The sequence below is a fragment of the Nocardioides sp. URHA0020 genome (genome assembly GCF_000620705.1).
Taxonomy (GTDB): Bacteria; Actinomycetota; Actinomycetes; order Propionibacteriales; family Nocardioidaceae; genus Nocardioides.
In genome coordinates this window covers 747,806-768,856 of the sequence record NZ_KK211166.1, presented here as the reverse complement: position 1 = coordinate 768,856, position 21,051 = coordinate 747,806, and the positions used below count along the sequence as shown (strand labels likewise).

Here is a 21,051-nt window from a genome sequence, read left to right as displayed (position 1 = left end):
AGAAGTCACACGTGGCACACAAGTTGGTGATCGTCGAGTCTCCGGCGAAGGCCCGCACGATCGGCGGGTACCTCGGCTCGGGGTACGTCGTCGAGTCCTCCATCGGCCACATCCGCGACCTCCCGAACAACGCGGCGGACACCCCGGCGAAGATCAAGGACAAGCCGTGGGGTCGCCTCGCGGTCGACGTCGACAACGGCTTCGAGCCCTACTACGTGGTGCCGCGCGACAAGAAGGCCCACATCTCCAAGCTCAAGGGCCTGCTCAAGGACGCCGACGAGCTCTACCTCGCCACCGATGAGGACCGCGAGGGCGAGGCGATCGCCTGGCACCTCCTCGACGAGCTGAAGCCCAAGGCGGGCATCCCGGTCAAGCGGATGGTCTTCCACGAGATCACCAAGGCCGCCATCCTCGAGGCCGCCGACAACCCGCGCGAGCTCGACATGGACCTGGTCGAGGCGCAGGAGGCGCGGCGCATCCTCGACCGCCTCTACGGCTACGAGGTCAGCCCCGTCCTGTGGAAGAAGGTCATGTCCGGCCTCTCCGCCGGACGCGTGCAGTCCGTGGCCACCCGCCTGGTGGTCGCCAAGGAGCGCGAGCGGATGGCGTTCCGGGCGGCGTCGTACTGGGACCTCGAGGGCACCTTCGACGCCGGCGCCTCCAAGGAGCCCCGGATGTTCCCGGCCAAGCTCTACTCCATCGACGGCGGCCGGGTCGCCGGCGGCTCGGACTTCGGCCCCGACGGGCTGCTCAAGAGCAAGAAGGGCGAGCGGGTCCACCTCGACCGCACCGGCGCCGAGGCGCTGGTCGCGGCGCTCGGCGACACGACGTTCGACGTCCGCTCGGTGGAGGCCAAGCCCTACCGGCGCTCGCCGTACGCGCCGTTCCGCACGACCACGCTCCAGCAGGAGGCCAGCCGCAAGCTCGGGATGACCACGTCGGCGGCGATGTCGGTCGCGCAGCGGCTGTACGAGAACGGCTTCATCACCTACATGCGCACCGACTCGACCACGCTGTCCGGTGGCGCCGTCGGCGCGGCCCGGGCGCAGGTGCGCGAGCTGTACGGCGCGGAGTACCTGACCGACGCCCCCCGCACGTACGCCAGCAAGGTCAAGAACGCCCAGGAGGCGCACGAGGCGATCCGTCCGGCCGGCGAGACCTTCCGCACGCCGGCGCAGACGGGCCTGACCGGCGAGCAGTTCCGGCTCTACGAGCTGATCTGGATGCGCACCGTCGCCTCGCAGATGAAGGACGCGGTCGGCCAGTCGGTCACGGTGCGCCTCGGTGGCGCCGCCGCCGACGGGCGCGACGTGGTCTTCGGTGCGTCCGGTCGCGTGATCACCTTCCACGGGTTCCTCAAGGCGTACGTCGAGGGGACCGAGGGCGGCAAGCGCAGCGACGACGACCAGGTGCCGCTGCCCGACCTGCACGAGGGCGACCCGGTCTCGGCCGCCTCGCTCGGCGCCAACGGCCACGAGACGAAGCCGCCGGCCCGCTACACCGAGGCCTCGCTCATCAAGGAGCTCGAGGACCGCGAGATCGGGCGTCCCTCGACGTACGCCTCGATCATCGGCACGATCATCAACCGCGGCTACGTCTACAAGAAGGGCACCGCGCTGGTGCCCGCCTGGCTGGCCTTCTCGGTCATCCGGCTCCTCGAGGAGCACTTCCCGCGGCAGGTGTCCTACGAGTTCACCGCCGGGATGGAGGACATCCTCGACGAGATCGCGGGCGGTCGTAAGGACCGCAGCACCGAGCTCTCGGAGTTCTACTACGGCTCCGACACCGTGACCGGTCTCAAGCCGCTCGTCGACGGGCTCGGCGACATCGACGCGCGCGAGCTGGCGACCTTCCCGGTCGGCGTGCCGGAGAACGGCATCAACCTCCGCGTCGGCCGCTACGGCCCCTACCTCGAGGGTCCCGACGACGAGGGCACGCCGTTCGCCGTGCGTGCCAACGTGCCCGACGACCTGCCGCCGGACGAGCTCACGCTCGAGAAGGCCAAGGAGCTGCTGGCCAACCCGGCGGGCGAGGAGATCGAGCTCGGGGTGCACCCGGACTCCGGCCTCCAGATCGTGGCGAAGAACGGTCGGTACGGCGCCTACGTCACCGAGGTGCTGCCCGAGGACGCGAAGAAGAACGACCGACCGCGCACGGGCTCGCTCTTCAAGTCGATGTCGCTCGACACGATCACCCTCGAGGACGCGCTCAAGCTGCTGTCGCTCCCGCGCGTCGTCGGCGCCGACCCCGAGTCCGGCGAGGAGATCACCGCGCAGAACGGCCGCTACGGCCCGTACCTCAAGAAGGGCACCGACTCCCGGTCGCTGACCTCCGAGGACCAGCTGCTGACGATCACCCTCGACGAGGCGCTGCGGATCTACGCCCAGCCCAAGCAGCGCGGCCGCGCCGCCGCGGCCCCGCCGCTCAAGGAGCTCGGCAACGACCCCGTCTCCGGCCAGCCGGTCGTGGTCAAGGCGGGTCGCTTCGGCGAGTACGTCACCGACGGGGAGTACAACGCCACGCTCCGCAAGGACGACTCGATCGAGGCGCTCACCCTCGAGCGGGCCGCCGAGCTGCTCGCCGAGCGCCGGGCCAAGGGTCCCGCCAAGAAGGCGGCCAAGAAGGGCGCGAAGAAGGCGCCCGCCAAGAAGGCTGCTGCCACGAAGACGACGGCGAAGAAGACGGCCGCGAAGAAGACCACCAAGAAGGCTGCCGCCAAGAAGGCCTGACGTCGCGTCGGCCCGGGAGCGGGCGTCGGCGGGGCGAGGTCGGCAGCGCCGCCTACTCTGTACGCCGTGACCCCACCCCTCGAAGCCGCTCGCTTCGCCCACGCCTCCGCGGGGACCCCGAGATGAGCACCTGGCCCGGCACGTACGCCGACACCGGGGTCTTCGTGTGCTTCGAGGGTGGCGAGGGGTCGGGCAAGTCGACCCAGTCCGGGATCCTGCGCGACTGGCTCCAGGAGCAGGGGTACGCCGTGCTCCTCACCTTCGAGCCCGGTGACACGATCGTCGGCCGCGAGCTGCGCCGGATCGTGCTCAGCCCCGAGACCGGTCAGCTCGCCGACCGCACCGAGACCCTGCTCTACGCCGCCGACAAGGCCGAGCACGTCGACACCGTCGTGGTGCCCGCCCTCGGTCGCGGTGACGTCGTGATCACCGACCGCTACGTCGACTCCACGCTGGCCTACCAGGGCGCCGGCCGGTCCCTGCTGGTCGAGGAGGTGGAGCACGTCGCGCGGTGGGCCACCCACGACCTGCGTCCCCACCTCACCGTCGTGCTCGACCTCGACCCGCGGCACGGCTTGAGCCGGTTCGCCGGGCGCGACCGCATCGAGGGCGAGTCGGTGGAGTTCCACGAGCGCGTGCGTGCGGCGTTCGTCGCGATGGCGCAGGCCGACCCGGAGCACTACCTGGTCCTCGACGCCCGCGCCGACATCGACGAGATCGCCGCGCAGGTCCGCGACCGGGTCGGCCCGCTCCTCGCGCAGGCGGTGCGCCGATGAGCGTCTGGGACGACCTGGTGGGCCAGCGCAGGGCCGTCGAGGCGCTGCAGGCGGCGGCTGCCGGGCACGGCATGAGCCATGCCTTCCTCTTCACCGGGCCGCCCGGATCGGGGCGGTCCAACGCCGCGGTCGCATTCGCCGCGGCGCTGCAGTGCGCGGAGGACCCCGCCGGCTGCGGCACCTGCCACGCCTGCCACACCGTGCTCGCCGGCTCGCACGCCGACGTCTCCGTGATCCGCACCGAACGGCTCTCGATCGGCATCAAGGAGGTGCGCGACCTCGTCCGGCGCTCCGCGCTCAGCCCGGTCGGCCCGCGCTGGCAGATCGTGATCATCGAGGACGCCGACCGGCTGACCGAGGGCGCCTGCAACGCGCTGCTCAAGGCGATCGAGGAGCCGGCCGAGCGCACCGTGTGGATGCTCTGCACGCCCACCGTCGACGACGTGCTCCCCACGATCCGCTCGCGCTGCCGGCTGATCACGCTCACGACCCCGACCGCCGAGGCGGTCGCCGACTTCCTGGTCCGCACCGCCGGCGTCAACGAGGCGCTGGCCTCGTACGCCGCCCGGGCCAGCCAGGGTCACATCGGCCGCGCCCGGGCGCTCGCGCGCGACGAGGACACCCGCAACCGGCGCCGCGAGGTGGTGGCGATCCCCGCCCAGCTCACCTCGCTCGGCGCCTGCATGACCCGCGCGACCACGCTCAACGACGTCGCGAAGCAGGAGGCCGACGCGATCACCTCCGAGCTCGACGCGCGCGACAAGGCCGACCTCGACGCGGCGTACGGCGTGGTGGAGCGCGGCCGTCGGCCCCGGGAGTACGCCCCGGTCCTGCGCGACATGGAGAAGGACCAGAAGACCCGCGCGAAGCGTCGGCACCTCGACGTCGTCGACCGCGGCCTGATGGACCTGGTCTCGGTCTACCGCGACGCGATCGCGGTCTCCGCGGGGGCACCCGGCACACTGGTCAACGAGGAGATCCGGGGCGACATCGAGCTGCTGGCCCGCACCGGCACGCCGGAGGCCCAGCTGCGTCGGATCGCCGCCGTCTTCGAGGCCCGCGAGCAGATGCTGGAGTTCAACGTGCAACCCGCGCTCGCCCTGGAGTCGATGATGCTGGCGCTGGTCGCGCCGGAGGTGCGGACCGGATGACCCGCATCGTCGCGCTCGTCCTCGTGGTCATGCTCGCGATCACCGGCATCGGGGTCGCCGCGCTCGCGGTGCTCGGGGGCAGTGACGCCACCTCGCCCGCGCCGCCGCCGGTCCCCACGACCACGCCCGGTCCCGGGGCGACCGACGCCCCCACCCCGGCGCTCGCCGCCTACTACTCGCAGCGCCTGGCCTGGGAGCCGTGCCGCTCCGGCGCGCTGTGCAGCCGCCTCGAGGTGCCGCTCGACTACCGCAAGCCGGCCGGTCGCCGGATCGCGCTCGAGGTGCTCAAGGTCCCGGCCGGCGACCCCGACAAGCGGATCGGGTCCGTCGTGGTCAACCCGGGCGGGCCCGGGGCGGCCGGCACCGACTACGCGCGCTCCGGACTCGTCTTCTCGCCCGAGGTCAGCGATGCCTACGACGTGGTGGGCTTCGACCCGCGCGGCACCGGCGACAGCGACCCGGTCGACTGCCTCTCCGACAGCGACCTCGACGCCTACATCGCGCAGGACCCCGACCCGGACACCCCGGCCGAGGTGGCCACCTACGTGGGCTTCGCCGACGAGCTCGGGCGGGGCTGCGTCGAGAGGTCCGGTGAGCTCGCCTCCCACATCACCACCGTCGAGGCCGCCCGTGACATGGACGTGCTGCGGGCCGCTCTCGGCGAGTCGGAGATGACGTACTACGGCGCCTCCTACGGCACCAAGCTCGGCGCGACGTACGCCGACCTCTTCCCCGACCGGGTCGGCCGGATGGTCCTCGACGGTGCCATCGACGTCGCCCTGAGCTCGCGCGACCTCAGCCTCGGGCAGGCCGGCGGCTTCGAGACGGCGCTGCGCGCCTACGTCCAGGACTGCGTGGACGGCGGGGACTGCTTCCTCGGCGACAGCCTCGACGCCGGGCTCGCGCGGATGCAGCGGTTCTTCGAGGACGTCGACGAGCAGCCGATCCCCGCCGGCGACCGCCGGCTCGAGGTCGGCAACGCCTTCTACGGCACGGTGCTGCCGCTCTACAGCCGCGACTCCTGGTCGGCGCTGACGATGGGGCTGCAGCAGGCGTTCGACGGCGACGGGTCGACCCTGCTGTCCTTCTCCGACATCTACTCGGGACGCGGCCGCAACGGCTACACCGACAACGGCAGCGAGGCCTTCTACGCCATCAGCTGCCTCGACGACCCGTGGGCGATCCCGGCCGCGAAGGTCCCGGCCAGCCTCTCGGACTTCGAGCAGGCGTCCCCGACCTTCGGCACCGTCTTCGCCTGGGGGCAGACCAGCTGCGGCGGCATGCAGGCGAGGTCGACCGAGCCGGCCCGCACGATCACCGCCACGGGCGCGGCCCCGATCGTGGTGATCGGGACGACGCGCGACCCGGCGACGCCGTACGTCTGGGCCAAGAGCCTCGCCGCGGAGCTCGACTCGGGCGTCCTGGTCAGTCGCGACGGTGACGGTCACACCGGCTACACGGAGGGCAACAAGTGCGTCGACCGGGCCGTCGACGCCTACTACCTGGCCGGCACCGTGCCCGACGACGGGCTCTCCTGCTGACGGCTCACAGCGGGTCGGCGATGGCGCGGATCCGGGCGGTCGCGAGCTCGATCATCAGCTGCGCGGCGATGGACAGCGTGGCGCCGGCGCGGTGCACGATCGCGAACGTGTCGTACTGCCGCGGTCGCAGTGAGGCCCACCCGGCGCCCGGCGCGAGCCGGGGGAGGAGCTGCAGGGCCGCGCCCTTCGGGACCACCGAGTCGGCGTAGCCCATGCCGACCAGCTCCACCGCGGTCTCGACGTCCTCGACCTCGATCCGGGTCTGCGGGTTGCGGCCGGTCTCGTGCAGCATCTGGCGCAGCACCTTGCGGGTCGAGTCGTCGGCGCGCCAGGTCGTCTCCGGCATCACCAGCGACGCGAGCGCGAGCCGGTGCGCGGTCACCGGTGTCTCCAGCCGCGCCGGGTCGCGGCTGATGTAGACGAGCTCGTCGCGCGCGATCGGCGTGACCTCGAGCCCCTCGCTGTTGACCGACGGCACGGCGATCATGGCCGCCTCCAGCCGGCCCCGGCGCAGGTCCTCCTGCACGTCCATCGAGTTCTGCCCGATCAGCTCCACGCGCACGCCGGGATAGCGCGACAGCACGTCGGCGACGAGCCCCGCGCCGGCGTACAGCCGAGCCGTGCCGAACATGCCGAACCGGATCGTGCCGGTCTCGAGGCTCTTCACCCGCTGCACCGACTGCTGCGCCTCCTCCACCGCGGCGAGCACCCGCTCGGCGTGCGGTCGCAGGGTGTCGGCGACCGTGGTGGGCACGACGCCGCGCCCGACCCGGCGGAAGAGCTGGACGCCGAGGGACTTCTCCAGGGACCGGATCTGCTCGGAGACCGACGGCTGCGCGTAGCCCAGCTCCTCGGCGGCCGCGGTCAGCGAGCCCTGTTCGTACGTCGCGAGGAAGCAGGTCAGCTGGTGGAGGGAGAGCACGGTCACAACCATAGGGGAGGCCTGTGGTTTCCGAAGGAAAGAAAGGCTACCCCTATGGATACAGATGTTGAACCATGGAACTCGGAGACGCTCGGACGAAGCGTCCAAGGCCATCGAGAGGGAGGTCCCCCCATGTTCGACCACCAGTGCACCGCGTGCGAGAAGCGCCAGCTCATCTTCCCGAGCATGGTCACCGCGATGACCAACACCGACCACGGCATCGTCGTCGCCTTCACCTGCTGGTGCGGCGCCGACCAGAGCCTGGTGACCGGCAAGAAGAGCGTGTCGACCTCGAAGGTCGCGCTCGCCGCCTGAGCCCCGGCTCACCCACGCTGCCCGCCGTACGACGTCGTCGCGTTCGTCGTCCGGACGGGGCCCGCAATGCCCGGATCTGTGCGATCCGGGCATCGTGCATTTCGGGTCCGAGCGGCGGGGGCGACGCCGGTTTCGCGACCGAGGTCGGCGCTCCGTATACTTCCCGGCGTTGCCCGGGGACCGCTCGCAGTCGCCCGGGGCAGCACGCCGCCTTAGCTCAGTCGGTAGAGCATCTCACTCGTAATGAGAAGGTCGTCAGTTCGATTCTGACAGGCGGCTCCGTCGAACGGCCCCTGACCTGCAGCACTGCAGGCCAGGGGCCGTTCTCCAGGTGCCGACGTCCTCGCCGCCATCTCGGGCCGGCAGCGTCTCGGTCGGACCAACCCACGTCCGTCGTCCCCCGAACGAACCTGGTTCCCCCACCAGGAGCTCGTCGACCGGCGTCCATCGTCCGGCCCGCGAGGGGCCGTGCGCGGAACGCTACGCCTCGCTGCGGGATTCGAACACGACGTCTTTCGACTATTGACACCGAGCTCACAGGACGCGCCTCCGTCTCCCACGGGGGAATGAGGACGGAGGCGCGCCGGCTCCCAACGTACCGCCGGAGGCCCGGTGGCTCATCCTCCACATGGGCGACTTCCGTTGCGCAGCGCCGCGGCTGTCGTCGGGTGCGCTCACGACCGCGTGATGGCGAGGTCCGGACGTGGGGGACGCCCCGCCCTCCCCCCTTTGAGAGGACGAGGCGCCGTCGTCAGCCGGGGCGAGTAAGTTTCCCGCTGTTGAGGGTTACCCGAATCGGTTAGCGACGGTCCTCGGTCACCGATCTGGCCCATTCGATTCCTGCAACATCGACCGCGGAGCGCATCCTGCGTGCTGCTCACCCGGATCAGGCGATCACAGCAGGGCTCAGGTGCACGAGGTTGTCCCTATGGGACTCAGGGATCGACGACAGGACCGCCGAGACGACCGCGGCGGCCGCGGGAGCACGACGTACCGGATGCGGGAGAAGCTCGTCTCGATCGGAGATGACTACTGGATCGAGGACGAGCACGGCGAGCGGGCGTTCAAGGTCAACGGCAAGGCGCTGCGGATCCGCAAGACGCTGCTCATCGAGGACGCCTCCGGTCACGAGCTGATGAAGATCCAGGAGCGCAAGCTCTCGATCCGCGACACGATGTCGATCGAGGACGCCGCCGGCGAGACCCTCGCCACCGTGAAGAAGGCGATGATCTCGCCCCTGCGGGACCGCTACAAGGTCGATGTGGTCAACGGCGAGGACCTCGATGTCCAGGGCAACATCGTCGACCACGAGTACAAGATCAGCCGGGGCGGTGACAAGATCGCCGAGGTCTCGAAGAAGTGGTTCCGGATCGCCGACACGTACGGTGTGGAGATCAGCCCCGGCGAGAACCCGGCCCTGATGCTGGCGATCGCCGTCGTGGTGGACTCGTTGTCGCACGATCTCGGCTGATCCTGCCGACCCGGGCCCCCTCACCAGATCTCGGCCGTCGCCGGATGAGGCGACCCCGCAGCCGCGCGCACCTCGGCTGCGGGGGGCCCCGGTCAGCTGCCGGAGCTCGCCTCGGTCCGCTCGGCCTCCTTGGCGGCGGCCTTGATGTCGTCGGCCTCGACCTTGTCGATGGCGGACTCGACGATCGCATCCGCACGCTCGAGCGCCTGGCGGATCCGGACCGCGCCGGGGTCGGAGACCAGGGCGAGCAGGCCGGAGTGCCCGGGCGGGATCGCGAGCTCGAGCTGCTGCTCGAGCTCGGCGTGGTGGTGGCGCTGGCGCAGCTTGCCGGCAAGGGCGCCGGCGGAGCCCACGACAGCGGCGCTGCCGAGGATCGAGGGCGGGAAGACGACGCCGAGCGCGATCCCTCCGACCAGGCCCCACGTGAGACCCGACTTCGTGCTGTGGTCGGTCGCCTTGAGGATCTCGAGCGTGCCCTCGGCGGACCGCTTCACGACCACGACGCCCTCGATCTCGACGGTGCGGCCGTCCTCGACGGACTTGAGTGCCTCGTACGCCTCCCAAGCCATGTCGGTGTCGCTGAAGTCGGCGACAATCAGGGAGTAGGCGCCGTCCGAGACGGCGGCAGCGGTGACCTCGAGGTCGGAGGTGGTGGACTCGTCAGACATGATGGTGCGGCTCCTTCGCCAGGGTGGTACCCACGCTCGGCGAGCGTGTGGTGGGGCAGCTCCACCGGGTAGGGGTGGGCGGCGTGGCAGGCCCTCAGACCAGCGCCTTGGCCTTCAGGGTGTCGAACTCGGACTGGTCGATGGCTCCCGAGTCGAGCAGGGCCTTGGCGGTGGCGATCTGGTCGGCGGCGGAGTTCGAGGTGCCGGCCACCTCCCGGACGTAGTCCGCCTGCGCGGCCTGCAGCTCTGCCGCCTTCGCCATCTGCCGCTCGGTCATGCTGCGACCCCGCGCGATCAGGTAGATCAGCGCGCCGACCCAGGGGACGAAGATGAGCAGGATCGCCCATCCGGCCTTGCCCCACCCGCTCAGCGTGTGGTCGCCGAACAGGTCGAACAGGCACCGGAACCACACCATGAGTGCGGCGATCCAGATGAAGAACCAGAACGACCAGAGGAGAACCTCTCCGAAGTCGTTGGTCATGGAGTCCATGGCGTACCTCTTCCGCAGATGGGGCGTGTCGCGCCCGGGATGTGGCTGGAGTGTGGCAGGCCGAGGGGTTGCTCCACCTCACCCGCGACAGGGTGGGGTCTTCCTGCCCGGACTCACTGGCGCGAGGCGTCGGGGACGTCGCCTCCCCGGGTCACCGCCACCTACTCGGCGTCGAGTCCGTGCTCGATGGCGAAGCGGGTGAGCTCGACGCGGTTGTGCAGCTGCAGCTTGCGCAGCGTGTTCTGGACGTGGTTCTGCACGGTGCGGTGGGAGAGCACGAGGCGCTCGGCGATCTGCCGGTAGGACAGGCCCTTGGCGACCATCTTCAGCACCTCGGTCTCGCGCTCGGTCAGCCCGGTGTCCGGCGGCCCGGGCTCGGGGGCGTCCGACATCCGCTGGAACTCGCCGAGCACCAGCCCCGCCAGGCCCGGCGTGAAGACCGGGTCGCCGTGCGCCACGCGTCGGACGGCGCTCAGCAGCTCCTCGCGGGACGCCGACTTCACCAGGTAGCCCGTGGCACCTGCCTTCACCGCCGCGAGGACGTCGGCGTGCTCGCCGGACGCGGACAGGATGAGCACCCGCACCGACGGGTCCACCTGCACCATCTCGGCGGTGACCGCGACGCCGTCAGGCTCCGGGATCTGCAGGTCGAGCACGACCACCTGCGGCCGGGCGGCCGGGAAGCGGGCCAGCGCGGAGCGTCCGTCGGAGGCCACGGCGACCACGTCTAGGCCGGCCGCGGCCAGGTCGCGCTCGACGGCGTCGCGCCACAGCGGGTGGTCGTCGACGACCATCACCCGGATCGGCGCCTCGGAGTCGCTCATGGCGACGACCCTAAGACCTCTCCGTGCGCGGTACGACGAACTCCCACTCGGTCCCGAACGATCCCGTCACCAGCTCGGCGGTGCCGCCGAGGTCCGCGATCCGCCCACGGATCGACTCGCTGACCCCGAGCCGGCCCTGCGCCGCCGCCTCCTCGAGCCGACCGTCCGCGATGCCGGGCCCGTCGTCGCGCACCGACAGCTCGAGCCGGTCCGGGAAGGCCTGCAGCAGCACCCAGGCCCCCGCGTCCTCGCCCACGTGCACCCGCACGTTGTCGAGGCAGGCCCGCGTCACGGCCGCGAGCTCGTACGCCGTACCGGCCGGGACCTCGACCGGGGAGCCCGGCGTCGCCACCGTGACCGACTGTCGCTCGAGCCGGGCCAGCTCCGCGACCAGGTCCACGGTCTCGCCGCCGCCAACGGTCTCCACGGCCTCCTGCGCGTGGATCAGGCCCCGCAGCTCACGCTCCTGCTCCCCTGCCAGCCGGCCCAGCTCGGCGGCCGCGCCGCCCAGCTCCCGGCCGCGGCGCTGCACGAGGGCCAGGACCTGGAGCACGCCGTCGTGGACGGCGCGAGCCAGCCGAGCACGTTCGGCCGCCATCGCCGCGGAGCGCTCGGCCACGTCGCGCTCGGTGGCCATCTGCTGCAGGGAGTCGCACATGAAGCCGACGATCGTCCCGCCGATCACCAGCAGGAAGGTGTTGCCGTAGTCGGAGGAGTCGATGATGTCCTGGCGCAGGAGGTCGGCCGCGGCGAGCAGGACGCCGGCCACCAGCCCGCCCACCAGCCGGTACTGCACCGCCCACGCGAAGAGGGCGCCCATCACCCAGAAGCCCGGCAGGCTGGTGCTGAAGTCCGGACCCTTGACCCAGGGCGTGAGCAGCAGGAGCGCCAGCGCCACCGCCAGGTCGGCGGCCAGGAGCGGGAAGCCGCGGCGGGCCTGGTCGGCGTACGCCCACGTGGTGAAGGCGGTCCACGCGACCATCACCGACAGGCAGACCACGGCGGCGACCGGTCGGGTGAACTCGTCGATGCGGTAGAGGTTCAGGGCGACGGAGTTGACGAGGACGACGATGCGCAGGGCCGCGAGCGCCCGGAACATCCGGTCCTTGACGGCGATCGAGGCAGAGGACGTCCACGAGCTCACACGGCGCAGTCTCGCAGCAAGCTGAGTATCCGTGCTGATGTCAGGCGGTGGGCGCCGCGACCAGACTCCCGGTCATGGACACCCCGACCCCCGCCGCCAAGAACACCACCGCCTTCTTCGCCCAGTCGGCGCTCGCCTTCGGCATCGCGCTGCTGACCATGATGGTCGCCATCTTCTACCTCCCCGCCGACCCCTGGCCCAAGGCCTTCCTCGCCCTCGGCACCCTCTTCCTGACGACCTCGTCCTTCGCGCTGGCCAAGTGCGTCCGCGACGCCCAGGAGAGCCAGTACGTCGTGTCCCGCCTCGACCAGGCGCGTGTCGACCGGATCCTCGCCGACCACAACCCGTTCAAGGAGGTCGGCTGACGTGACGCGCAACCGCTGGATCCTCGTGGCCGCGCTGGTCGTCGCCGGAGTCGTCGCCGCACCCCTCCTCGGGCTGGCGTTCCTCTACGTCGTCGACCCGATGGGCGACGAGTGGGTGTGCTCGCACGGTGAGGCGCCGGCCGGCAGCGCGTGCTACCCCGTCGACGCCACCCTGCCGACCGGTGTGACCTGGGACCCGCTCGGCAACCGGCCGATGGCCTACAACTGCGACAAGCGCGGCTGGACCCTGATCCGGCACGGCAGCGGCGACGAGGAGGACTGCCTCAACGACAACCTCCACGTCCCCGCCGGCTGGCACCGCGTCGACTGACCGGTCAGGTCGTGCCGAGGTCCACGCCCGACCAGTCGAGGCCGTCGAGGTTGACCACGATCGCCTCCTGGGTCGTGCGGGCGATGACCACGACGGCCTCGACGTCCGGGTCCGGGTTCTCCTCGCGGTGCGGCACGTACGGCGGCACGAAGATGTAGTCGCCGGGCCCCGCCTCGATCCGGGTCTCCGTCGGCTCCTCGCCGTCGACGTCGAGGAAGACGAACGCCGGGTTGCCCGAGACCACGTAGATCGCGGTCTCCGAGGCGCCGTGGTGGTGGTTGGCCGACGCGGTCGACGCCGGCACGTGGGTCTGGCCCATCCAGAGATGGTGAGCGCCCACCGTCTTGCCGCTGATCGCCTCCAGCCGCCTCATGCCGGCGGTCTGGGTGGTCTGGCCGATCAGGCCGCTGGGCGCGACCCGGTGCAGGGCCCGGTGGAAGGGGTCGATCACCGCCGGCACCAGCACGCCGCTCGGCGTACGGACCAGCTCGGAGTCGGTGGAGCCGGCAGGCACGTGCTTCGGCTGGGGTGAGGTGGACATCAGGCTCCTTCGGCGTACGTGAGGTCGGTGATCTGCGGGTCGGTGAGCAGGCGTTGCAGGGCTGCGGCGGCCAGTGACGCGATGTCGGCGCCGAGCCCCTCGCGCGCCCAGACCGCCAGCGGCAGCGGGTGCGCTCGCGGGAGGTCGGCACGGGACTCGACGCCCGAGGGAGTCTGGCCGAGCGTCGCCATCAGGGCGACGCCGAGACCGGCGCTGACGGCGGCGTGCACGCCGGCCAGCTGGTTGGCCTCGGCCCCCACCACGGCCGCGACGCCGGCCTCCGAGAGCGTCTCGAGCGCTCGGCTCCTCAGGGCGCAGGGTGCGTCAAAGGCCACCAGGGGCAGGGGATCGGGCGGCCGGCTCCATCCCGGGGCGGCGTACCAGGTGAGCTCCAGCTCACCGACCGGGGTGGCGCGCGGGTCCTCCGCGGGACCGAGCAGCAGGGCGAGGTCGAGCCGACCCGCCGCGACGCCTTCGCGCAGCGCCGTGCCGCGGTCGATGCGGAAGCGCACGTTGTGGTCGGGCAGCGTCTCCTCCAGCGCCGCCGCCAGGTAGGGCAGCAGCTGCGCGGCGGCGTGCTCGGTCGAGCCGATGACCAGCGTCTCCTCGGTCTCGACGCCGAAGCTGCGCAGCGCCTCGTCGTGGGTCGCCAGGATGCGGCGGGCATGGCTGAGCAGCTGCTCGCCGTCGGGGGTGAACTGCGAGCCCCGACCGACCCGCTCCACCAGGGGCCGGCCGACCGCGGCCTCCAGTCGCCGTACGTGCTGGCTCACGGCGCCCTGGCTGAGGTGGAGGGACGTCGCGGCCCGCTGGAAGCCGCCGCGATCGGCGACCGCGACCAGGCTGCGCAGCGGCGCGATGTCCAGTATGTGGTTCATGTCTAGTAGGCTACTAGACTAAGCATCACAGTTGATGATCGATCGCCATCATGAAACATCGTTGGACACTCCCGGGAAGCCGCCATCATGCTTGTGACCATGGACCAGCACACCACGCACCAGCGCCTGATGCTGGTCTGTCGTCGGTGGCTCGACCTCGCGCGTCACGGAGCCACCGGCTGTCGCGGCTGCTGAGCACTCGCACCTGACGACCGCCTGACCTTCTCCCGCTCCCGACGCCGGACCTCTCGCTTCGAGTCCGTCGCCCGTCCGTCGCCCGCGCCCGGCACCCTGCCGCGGCGCCCAGCCGTCATACCCAGAGAGGTATCCCCATGTCCCGTCGCACCCTCAAGCTCGGCGCGATCCTGCTCGGCGTCGGAGGGCCCGGCCAGCACCGCACCTGGCTCGACCCCGAGATCCCGGCCGACGCGAGCGTCGACGTCGACTGGTACGTCGCCCGGGCCCAGGAGGCCGAGGCGGCCAAGTTCGACCTGGTCTTCATCGTCGACAGCCAGTTCATCACCCCCGACTCCCCGCACCACTACCTCAGCCGGCTGGAGCCGCTCACGCTGCTCTCGGCCCTCGCCCTGCAGACCCACCACATCGGGCTGGTGGGCACCGCGACCACGTCGTACAACTCGCCCTTCAACCTGGCGCGGCGGTTCGCCTCGCTCGACCACATCAGCCGGGGGCGGGCCGGCTGGAACGTCGTCACCAGCGGTGACGCGGGCACGGCCGGCAACTACAGCCGCGACGAGCACTTCGACTACCCGACGAGGTACGGCCGGGCGCTCGAGCACGTGCGGGTGTCGCAGGGCCTGTGGGACTCCTACGAGGCCGACGCCCTCCCGCGCGACAAGGAGACCGGGGTCTTCCTGGACCCGACCAAGCTGCACACGCTCGACCACCGGGGCGAGCACTTCTCGGTCGTCGGGCCGCTCAACCTGGAGCGCTCACCGCAGGCGCACCCGGTGATCTTCCAGGCCGGTGACTCCGAGGAAGGCCGGGACCTGGGCGCCGAGATCGCCGACGCGATCTTCACCCACGCCGCCACCCTGGAGCAGGCGCAGGCCTTCCGCACCGAGCTGCGAGAGCGGGCCGCGGCCAAGGGCCGCAACCCCGACCACGTCCTGATCATGCCGGGCATCTTCCCGATCATCGGCGAGACCGACGAGGAGGCTCGGGCCAAGCAGGACGCGATCCTGGGCAGCAAGAGCTTCGAGCGCGGCCTCAAGGAGCTGGGCCGGCCGTTCGGCTGGCACGACTTCAGCCAGTACGACCTGGACGCCGCCTTCCCCGACGTCGGTGACGCGGGCGAGCGCAGCTTCCGCACCCAGGCCAACGCGATCACCAAGCTGGCCCGCGACGAGGGCCTGACGCTGCGCCAGGTCGTCGAGCGGTTCAGCCAGTCGTGGAGCTCGCCGTTCGTCGGCTCGCCCGCGACGGTCGCCGACGCCATCCAGACCTGGTACGACGCCGGCGCGTTCGACGGCATCAGCATCTCGGTCAACGCCGCGAGCGAGTTCGCGCTCTTCACCGACCGGGTGCTCCCGATCCTGCGCGAGCGCGGTGTCGTGCGCAGCGAGTACGAGTCGACCACCCTGCGCGGCAACCTCGGCCTCCCCGAGCCCGAGAACCGCTACACCGCGGCGCGCGCGGCCGCACCCCAGGACGAGCCCGTGCTCGTCTCCTGAGCTCCCTCCGCACCCACCTCCATCTCGGCTTCCACAGAAAGACTCATCATGTCCCTGCGACACACCACCCACCGTCTCCGCGGCGCAGCACTCGGCGCCGTGCTCGCCCTCTCGCTCTCGACCACCCTCGCCGCGTGCGGCGGTGACAGCAGCGCCTCGGGGGCCAGCGGTGGCGACGCCACCCTGAAGTGGGCCTCGTCCTACTTCCCCACCCACTGGGACCCGGTGGTCTCGGGCAGCGGCGCCCAGTTCCGCCAGCTCGCCCTCGTCTACGCCTCGCTGACGCGCACCGACAAGGACGGCAAGGCCGTCCCGGACCTGGCCGAGAGCTGGGACTACAACGCGGCCGGGGACCAGGTCACCTTCCACCTCCGCAAGGGCCTGAAGTTCACCGACGGGACGCCGGTCGACGGCACCGCGATCAAGGACGCGATCGAGCGGGCGCAGAAGCAGAAGAACTCGGCGCTCTTCGGTGACCTGACGTCCATCAAGACGGTCACCGCCGACGGTCTCGACGTGGTCCTCGACCTGAGCCAGGTCGACTACCAGATCCCGCAGCTCCTCGGCGAGCGCGTGCTGCAGGTGGCCAGTCCCCGGGCCGCCGCCGACCCGGAGAAGCTCGACCAGGCGCCGATCGGCGCGGGTCCCTTCACCATCACCCAGCTGGTGCCCGGCACCAAGGCCGTGCTCGAGAAGAACCCCGACTACTGGGACGCGAAGAACATCCACATCGACAAGGTGGAGCTGGTCTCGGCCCCCGACGCCTCGACGGTCGTCAACGGCCTGAAGACGGGGGTCTACAACTTCGCCGACCTCGACCCGAGCCAGGCGGGGGCGGCCAAGAAGGCCGGGCTCGACGTCTTCGTCCAGCCCGGCTTCAACGCCTCCAACATCAGCATCAACGTGAACAAGAAGCCCTTCACCGACCCGAAGGTCGTCGACGCCGTGCGCTACGCGGTCGACCGCCAGGAGTTCGTCGACAAGCTGACCTTCGGGTACGGCGCGGTCACCGACCAGCCCTTCCCGAAGGAGTACGTCGCCTACGACCCGCAGTCGGAGGACCCCTACCCCTACGACCCGGAGAAGGCCAAGCAGCTGCTCACCGAGGCGGGCTACAAGCAAGGTCAGGTCAAGCTCGACCTGGTGATCCCCGCGGCCACGCCCGAGGCGGAGATCGTCCAGTCCCAGCTCGGTGCCGTCGGCATCAAGGTGAACATCAAGGTCGACAAGAACTGGGCCACCCCGTTCTTCGCCAAGGACCTGACGCTCTCGCTCTACGGCACCACCGGTCGTGACTCTGCGGTCCAGACGCTCACGGCCCACTTCGGCCCGGACGGCCCGCTGAACCTGAGCACGCCGTACGAGCCCGCCGGTTTCGAGGCAGCCGTCGCCAAGGTGCGGCAGACGCCGCTGGACGCGGCCGACTACCCCCAGGTCCTGCAGGCGGCGACCCGGGCCGGCCTGAAGAGCGGCGCGCTCGTCTTCACCTACTCCTCGCCGAACCTCTTCACCAAGACCAAGAAGATCTCCGACCTCACTCCCATCCCCGGCCACGTCGACTGGACCGGCGTGACCATCGGGGACGACTGATGGCGGTCGCCACCTTGGTCACCGTCGCCAGGGTGCGGCACGGCGCCGTCCGCACCCTGGTGACGGTGACGAAGTCGGTCGCGATCGTCGTCCCGGTCTTCCTGCTGGCGACGTTCGTGACCTTCGCCCTGCGCTCGCTGAGCGGCCTCAGCCCGGCCCACATCCAGCTCGGCGAGGACGCGACGCCCGAGGCGGTCGCGCGCGTCGAGAGCCAGTGGGGGCTGGACCAGCCGTTCCTCGAGCAGTACTGGACCTGGTTCACCGGCGTGCTGCACGGCGACCTCGGCACCAGCTGGGTCAACGGCGCCGACGTGTCGACCCTGATCGGGCTGGGTCTCGGGGTCAGCCTCTCCATCGCCCTGCTGGCGATGGGGATCGGCATCGTGGCGGGCTTCGTGCTCGGCACGGTGGCTGCCCTGCGGCGTACGACGTGGGTCGACCGGGCGATCACCGGCTTCGTGACGATCGTGTCGGTGATGCCGGCGTTCGTGGTCGGCATCGTGCTGGTGACGATCTTCGCGGTCGGCCTGGGCTGGTTCCCGTCGGCGGGCTACGTCCCGCTCGCGGACGGGGTGTCGCCGTGGCTCTCGCACATCCTGCTGCCCGCGGTCGCCCTGAGCTTCGACGTGGTCGCCGACGTCGCGCGCCAGCTGCGCAGCGGCCTGATCGCAGCCTACCGCGAGAACTACGTCTCCGGCGCGCTCGTGCGGGGGCTCGGCGCGCGCCGGATCTTCTTCGTCCACGTGCTCCGCAACGCCATGGGGCCGGCGGTGGCGACGCTCGGCCTGAAGTTCCCGTCGCTGGTCGGCGCCTCGGTGGTCACGGAGTGGATCTTCGGGCTCCAGGGCTTCGGCCGCTTCGCCAACGACTCGGCCCAGGCCGGTGACGTCCCTGCCGTCCAAGGAGTGCTCGTGGTCTCGATCTTGATGGTCGTCTCCTTCAACCTGCTCGTGAACCTCGTGCTGGCCCGCGTCACGCCGGCCTCGCAGCGGGGGGTGTGACGTGGTCCGCCGAGTCCTCTCCCTGCCGTCCGGCCGGATCGCGGTCGGGCTGCTGGTCCTGATCGCACTGCTGGCCGCACTGGGCCCGGTGCTCGCGCCGCAGGACCCGCTGGCCACCAGCGACAACACCCTGGCCAGCGTGTCCTGGTCGCACTGGCTGGGCACCGACTACCTGGGCCGCGACACGTTCAGCCGCCTGCTCGACGGGTCCCGGGTCAGCGTGCTGGCCTCGCTCGAGGTGGCGCTCGTGGCGCTCGGGGTCGGCGCGGTCCCGGGCATCCTGTCCGTCTACCTCGGCCGGGTCTTCGAGTGGGGCACGCTGCGCCTGGCCGACACCCTGGTCGCGCTGCCGTTCCTGCTCTTCGCGGTCGCGGTCACGGCCCTGCTGGGCAACGGCCTGACCCAGGCGATGCTCGTGACCGGCGTGCTGGTCTCGCCGCTCTTCTACCGCGTCTCGCGGGCGGCGACGCTCGCCGTCGCGCGGTCGCAGTACGTCGAGGCCGCGATCATCTCCGGCGCCTCCGTCGGCTGGGTCGTGCGCCGGCACGTGTGGGCCAAGGTGCTGCCGCCGATCGCGATCGCGCTGGCGCAGACCATCGGCGTCGGCTTCATCATCGTCTCGAGCCTCACCTTCCTCGGGATCGGTGTGCAGCCACCGGCGCCGACCTGGGGTGGCCTGCTCGCCTCGGACCTCGGCTACCTCGACTACCAGCCGTGGGCGCCGCTCGCCCCGGCGATCCTGATCATGCTCACCGTCTGGGCGAGCAACCTGCTCGCCGACACGATCCGCGACGTCTCCGGCGAGGCCGGCCGGGCGTTCGTGACCCACCGGCGCGACGTGCGGTCCGCGCACGACGCGTCCGACCAGAACGCGACCGCCCACTCCGGAGGTGCCCGATGACCCTGTTGTCCGAGAAGCCCGCCGCCGTACGACCGGCGCCCACCGTCGACCCGGTGCTGAGTCTGCGCGACGTACGCATCGGCAACCCGCACACCGGCGCCGAGATCGTGCACGGCGTCAGCCTCGAGCTGACCCCCGGCAAGGTCGTGGGCGTCGTGGGGGAGTCCGGGAGCGGCAAGACCCTCACCTGCCGGGCGGCGCTGGGCATCCTGCCGGCCAACCTCGCCGTCACCTCCGGCAGCATCGAGATCGCCGGGGCCGACATCTCGACGCTCGGCAGCCGTGAGTGGACGGCCCTGCGGGGCAGCACGATCAGCGCCGTCTTCCAGGACCCCGCGTCGTACCTGAACCCGTCGATCCAGGTCGGCCCCCAGGTCGCCGAGGTGCTGCGGGTGAAGAAGGGGCTCAAGCGGCGTGAGGCCCGCCACCGTGCGATCGAGCTCCTCCAGGCGGTGCACCTGCGCCAGCCCGAGCTCGTCTACAGCCAGTACCCCCACGAGCTCTCCGGCGGCATGCTGCAGAGGATCCTGATCGCCGCGGCCTGCGCGGCCGACCCCCAGGTGCTGATCGCGGACGAGGCGACCACCGCCCTCGACGTGACCGTGCAGGCCGAGATCCTCGACCTGCTCGCCGACCTGCGCGACAGCACCGGGCTGGCACTGGTCGTGGTCTCCCACGACCTCGCGGTCGTCGCCCAGCTGTGCGAGGAGGTCCTGGTGATGCGCGACGGCGCGGTCGTCGAGCACGGGCCCACCTCGCAGGTGCTCTACCGCCCCGAGCACGACTACACCCGTCTGCTCATCGACGAGCACGAGCAGTACGGCCTCCACCGGTTCGTGAAGGGGAAGAACGTGCCCGAGGAGCAGGCGTCATGACCGCGCCCGTCCTGCAGGTCAGCGACCTCGACGTCCACTACGGCCTGCGTCGCCGGCGTCGGCAGGCGCTCCAGGGCGTCTCGCTCGACGTGTCGGCCGGCGAGACGGTCGGGCTGATCGGCGAGACCGGGTCGGGCAAGTCGACCCTGGCGCGCGCGGTGCTCGGCCTGGTGCCGAGCTCGGGCGGCCGGATCGTCATCGACGGCGAGGACGTCAGCGGCTACCGCGAGCGCCAGTGGCGCCGGCTGCGTCGCCGTGGCGTCGTGCAGTACGTCTTCCAGGACCCGTTGCGCAGCCTGGACCCCGACCTCACGATCGAGGACTCCTTGGTCGAGCCGCTGCTGATCCAGGGCGTGTCGCGCCGCGAGGCGGTGGCCCGGGCCCGGACCTTCCTGGACCGGGTGCACCTCTCGGCCGACCTGCTCCCCAAGGTGCCGGGCGAGATCTCCGGCGGCCAGCGGCAGCGGGTCGCCGTCGCCCGGGCGCTGGTGACCGAGCCGCGGCTGATCGTCCTCGACGAGCCGGTCAGCGCGCTGGACTCGGCCAACCGGGTGCAGGTCCTCGAGATCCTCAAGGAGCTCCGCGGCTCGGGGGTCGCGCTGGTCTTCATCTCCCACGACCTCGGATCCGTCGCCGGGATCGCCGACCGGATCGCCGTGCTCTACCAGGGCGAGCTGGTCGAGGTGGGCGCCGCTGCCGCCGTCATCAACGAGCCCGACCACCCCTACACGCGCCTGCTCGTCAGCTCTGCTCCCACCCTCCGCGCAGCGTCGGCCACCCGCGCCGAGCGCGAGGAGCTCCGGGCGCTGCTCAGCGTCTGACCCACTTCCGATCGAGAGGACCC

21 protein-coding genes and 1 tRNA gene are annotated in these 21,051 nt (G+C 71.3%); 15 read left to right on the top strand and 7 right to left on the bottom strand.

Features of this window, described 5'->3' with window-relative positions; all coding sequences use genetic code 11:
* Window positions 1-11: 11 nt before the first annotated feature.
* The 4 genes from topA to N542_RS0108245 all read left to right on the top strand — a co-directional run bounded on the left by topA (window position 12) and on the right by N542_RS0108245 (window position 6,197).
* Window positions 12-2,729: a type I DNA topoisomerase gene (topA, locus tag N542_RS0108260; protein ID WP_028643525.1), complete on the top strand. Its 2,718-nt coding sequence runs from the start codon at window positions 12-14 to the stop codon at window positions 2,727-2,729.
* 122 nt (window positions 2,730-2,851) lie between these two features.
* On the top strand, window positions 2,852-3,505 hold the full coding sequence (gene tmk, locus N542_RS0108255) for a dTMP kinase (protein ID WP_028643524.1): 654 nt from the start codon (window positions 2,852-2,854) through the stop codon (window positions 3,503-3,505).
* Entirely contained in the window at window positions 3,502-4,656 is a 1,155-nt protein-coding gene (locus N542_RS0108250; RefSeq protein ID WP_028643523.1) for a DNA polymerase III subunit delta', read from the top strand. The genes tmk and N542_RS0108250 overlap by 4 nt, the downstream gene beginning before the upstream one ends.
* Window positions 4,653-6,197: an alpha/beta hydrolase gene (locus tag N542_RS0108245; protein ID WP_028643522.1), complete on the top strand. Its 1,545-nt coding sequence runs from the start codon at window positions 4,653-4,655 to the stop codon at window positions 6,195-6,197. The genes N542_RS0108250 and N542_RS0108245 overlap by 4 nt, the downstream gene beginning before the upstream one ends.
* A gap of 4 nt (window positions 6,198-6,201) precedes the next feature.
* Here the strand turns inward: N542_RS0108245 and N542_RS0108240 are convergent, their stop codons facing one another.
* Window positions 6,202-7,119 carry a LysR family transcriptional regulator gene (locus N542_RS0108240; RefSeq protein WP_028643521.1) on the bottom strand — a complete coding sequence of 306 codons (918 nt, stop codon included), beginning with the start codon at window positions 7,117-7,119 and terminating at the stop codon, window positions 6,202-6,204.
* A 132-nt stretch (window positions 7,120-7,251) separates the two neighbouring features.
* Between N542_RS0108240 and N542_RS0108235 the strand changes: the two genes are divergently transcribed.
* From N542_RS0108235 to N542_RS0108225, 3 genes are all read left to right on the top strand, one after another.
* The gene (locus tag N542_RS0108235; protein WP_028643520.1) at window positions 7,252-7,434 is read left to right on the top strand and encodes a hypothetical protein; all 183 of its coding nucleotides are present in this window, start codon (window positions 7,252-7,254) and stop codon (window positions 7,432-7,434) included.
* 206 nt (window positions 7,435-7,640) lie between these two features.
* Window positions 7,641-7,713 (top strand) — tRNA-Thr (locus N542_RS0108230).
* 649 nt (window positions 7,714-8,362) lie between these two features.
* Complete coding sequence (locus N542_RS0108225; RefSeq protein ID WP_028643519.1) at window positions 8,363-8,905, top strand: LURP-one-related/scramblase family protein; 543 nt, start codon at window positions 8,363-8,365, stop codon at window positions 8,903-8,905.
* A gap of 92 nt (window positions 8,906-8,997) precedes the next feature.
* Here the strand turns inward: N542_RS0108225 and N542_RS0108220 are convergent, their stop codons facing one another.
* The 4 genes from N542_RS0108220 to macS form a co-directional block, all read right to left on the bottom strand.
* Window positions 8,998-9,573 carry a DUF1269 domain-containing protein gene (locus N542_RS0108220; RefSeq protein WP_028643518.1) on the bottom strand — a complete coding sequence of 192 codons (576 nt, stop codon included), beginning with the start codon at window positions 9,571-9,573 and terminating at the stop codon, window positions 8,998-9,000.
* A 94-nt stretch (window positions 9,574-9,667) separates the two neighbouring features.
* Window positions 9,668-10,063 carry an SHOCT domain-containing protein gene (locus N542_RS0108215; RefSeq protein ID WP_028643517.1) on the bottom strand — a complete coding sequence of 132 codons (396 nt, stop codon included), beginning with the start codon at window positions 10,061-10,063 and terminating at the stop codon, window positions 9,668-9,670.
* Window positions 10,064-10,224: 161 nt separating this feature from the next.
* Complete coding sequence (locus tag N542_RS0108210) at window positions 10,225-10,887, bottom strand: response regulator (protein ID WP_028643516.1); 663 nt, start codon at window positions 10,885-10,887, stop codon at window positions 10,225-10,227.
* Between the two features lie 10 nt (window positions 10,888-10,897).
* The gene (gene macS / locus N542_RS0108205; RefSeq protein ID WP_155992891.1) at window positions 10,898-12,031 is read right to left on the bottom strand and encodes a MacS family sensor histidine kinase; all 1,134 of its coding nucleotides are present in this window, start codon (window positions 12,029-12,031) and stop codon (window positions 10,898-10,900) included.
* A gap of 74 nt (window positions 12,032-12,105) precedes the next feature.
* Here macS and N542_RS0108200 point away from each other — a divergent pair, with 74 nt between their 5' ends.
* Together N542_RS0108200 and N542_RS0108195 are read left to right on the top strand one after the other, a co-directional pair.
* Complete coding sequence (locus N542_RS0108200; RefSeq protein ID WP_028643514.1) at window positions 12,106-12,396, top strand: YiaA/YiaB family inner membrane protein; 291 nt, start codon at window positions 12,106-12,108, stop codon at window positions 12,394-12,396.
* A 1-nt stretch (window position 12,397) separates the two neighbouring features.
* Complete coding sequence (locus N542_RS0108195) at window positions 12,398-12,727, top strand: hypothetical protein (RefSeq protein WP_028643513.1); 330 nt, start codon at window positions 12,398-12,400, stop codon at window positions 12,725-12,727.
* Between the two features lie 4 nt (window positions 12,728-12,731).
* On the opposite strand, the gene N542_RS0108190 is transcribed toward N542_RS0108195, so the two are convergent.
* Both N542_RS0108190 and N542_RS23940 read right to left on the bottom strand, forming a co-directional pair.
* On the bottom strand, window positions 12,732-13,268 hold the full coding sequence (locus N542_RS0108190; protein ID WP_081795063.1) for a cupin domain-containing protein: 537 nt from the start codon (window positions 13,266-13,268) through the stop codon (window positions 12,732-12,734).
* Window positions 13,268-14,146 carry a LysR substrate-binding domain-containing protein gene (locus N542_RS23940; RefSeq protein ID WP_036506707.1) on the bottom strand — a complete coding sequence of 293 codons (879 nt, stop codon included), beginning with the start codon at window positions 14,144-14,146 and terminating at the stop codon, window positions 13,268-13,270. The genes N542_RS0108190 and N542_RS23940 overlap by 1 nt, the downstream gene beginning before the upstream one ends.
* Window positions 14,147-14,478: 332 nt before the next feature.
* On the opposite strand from N542_RS23940, the gene N542_RS0108175 reads away from it, so the two are divergent.
* From N542_RS0108175 to N542_RS0108150, 6 genes are read left to right on the top strand one after another with little or no spacing between them, the layout of a single operon-like run.
* Window positions 14,479-15,840: an LLM class flavin-dependent oxidoreductase gene (locus tag N542_RS0108175; protein WP_028643511.1), complete on the top strand. Its 1,362-nt coding sequence runs from the start codon at window positions 14,479-14,481 to the stop codon at window positions 15,838-15,840.
* A 48-nt stretch (window positions 15,841-15,888) separates the two neighbouring features.
* The gene (locus N542_RS0108170) at window positions 15,889-17,430 is read left to right on the top strand and encodes an ABC transporter substrate-binding protein (RefSeq protein ID WP_036506705.1); all 1,542 of its coding nucleotides are present in this window, start codon (window positions 15,889-15,891) and stop codon (window positions 17,428-17,430) included.
* Complete coding sequence (locus tag N542_RS0108165) at window positions 17,430-18,431, top strand: ABC transporter permease (protein WP_036506703.1); 1,002 nt, start codon at window positions 17,430-17,432, stop codon at window positions 18,429-18,431. The genes N542_RS0108170 and N542_RS0108165 overlap by 1 nt, the downstream gene beginning before the upstream one ends.
* A gap of 1 nt (window position 18,432) precedes the next feature.
* Complete coding sequence (locus N542_RS0108160; protein WP_028643508.1) at window positions 18,433-19,332, top strand: ABC transporter permease; 900 nt, start codon at window positions 18,433-18,435, stop codon at window positions 19,330-19,332.
* Window positions 19,329-20,207: an ABC transporter ATP-binding protein gene (locus tag N542_RS0108155; RefSeq protein WP_028643507.1), complete on the top strand. Its 879-nt coding sequence runs from the start codon at window positions 19,329-19,331 to the stop codon at window positions 20,205-20,207. Before N542_RS0108160 ends, N542_RS0108155 begins: the two co-directional genes overlap by 4 nt.
* Window positions 20,204-21,028, top strand: coding sequence for an ABC transporter ATP-binding protein (locus N542_RS0108150; RefSeq protein WP_028643506.1), 825 nt, complete (start codon window positions 20,204-20,206; stop codon window positions 21,026-21,028). Before N542_RS0108155 ends, N542_RS0108150 begins: the two co-directional genes overlap by 4 nt.
* Window positions 21,029-21,051 lie beyond the last annotated feature (23 nt).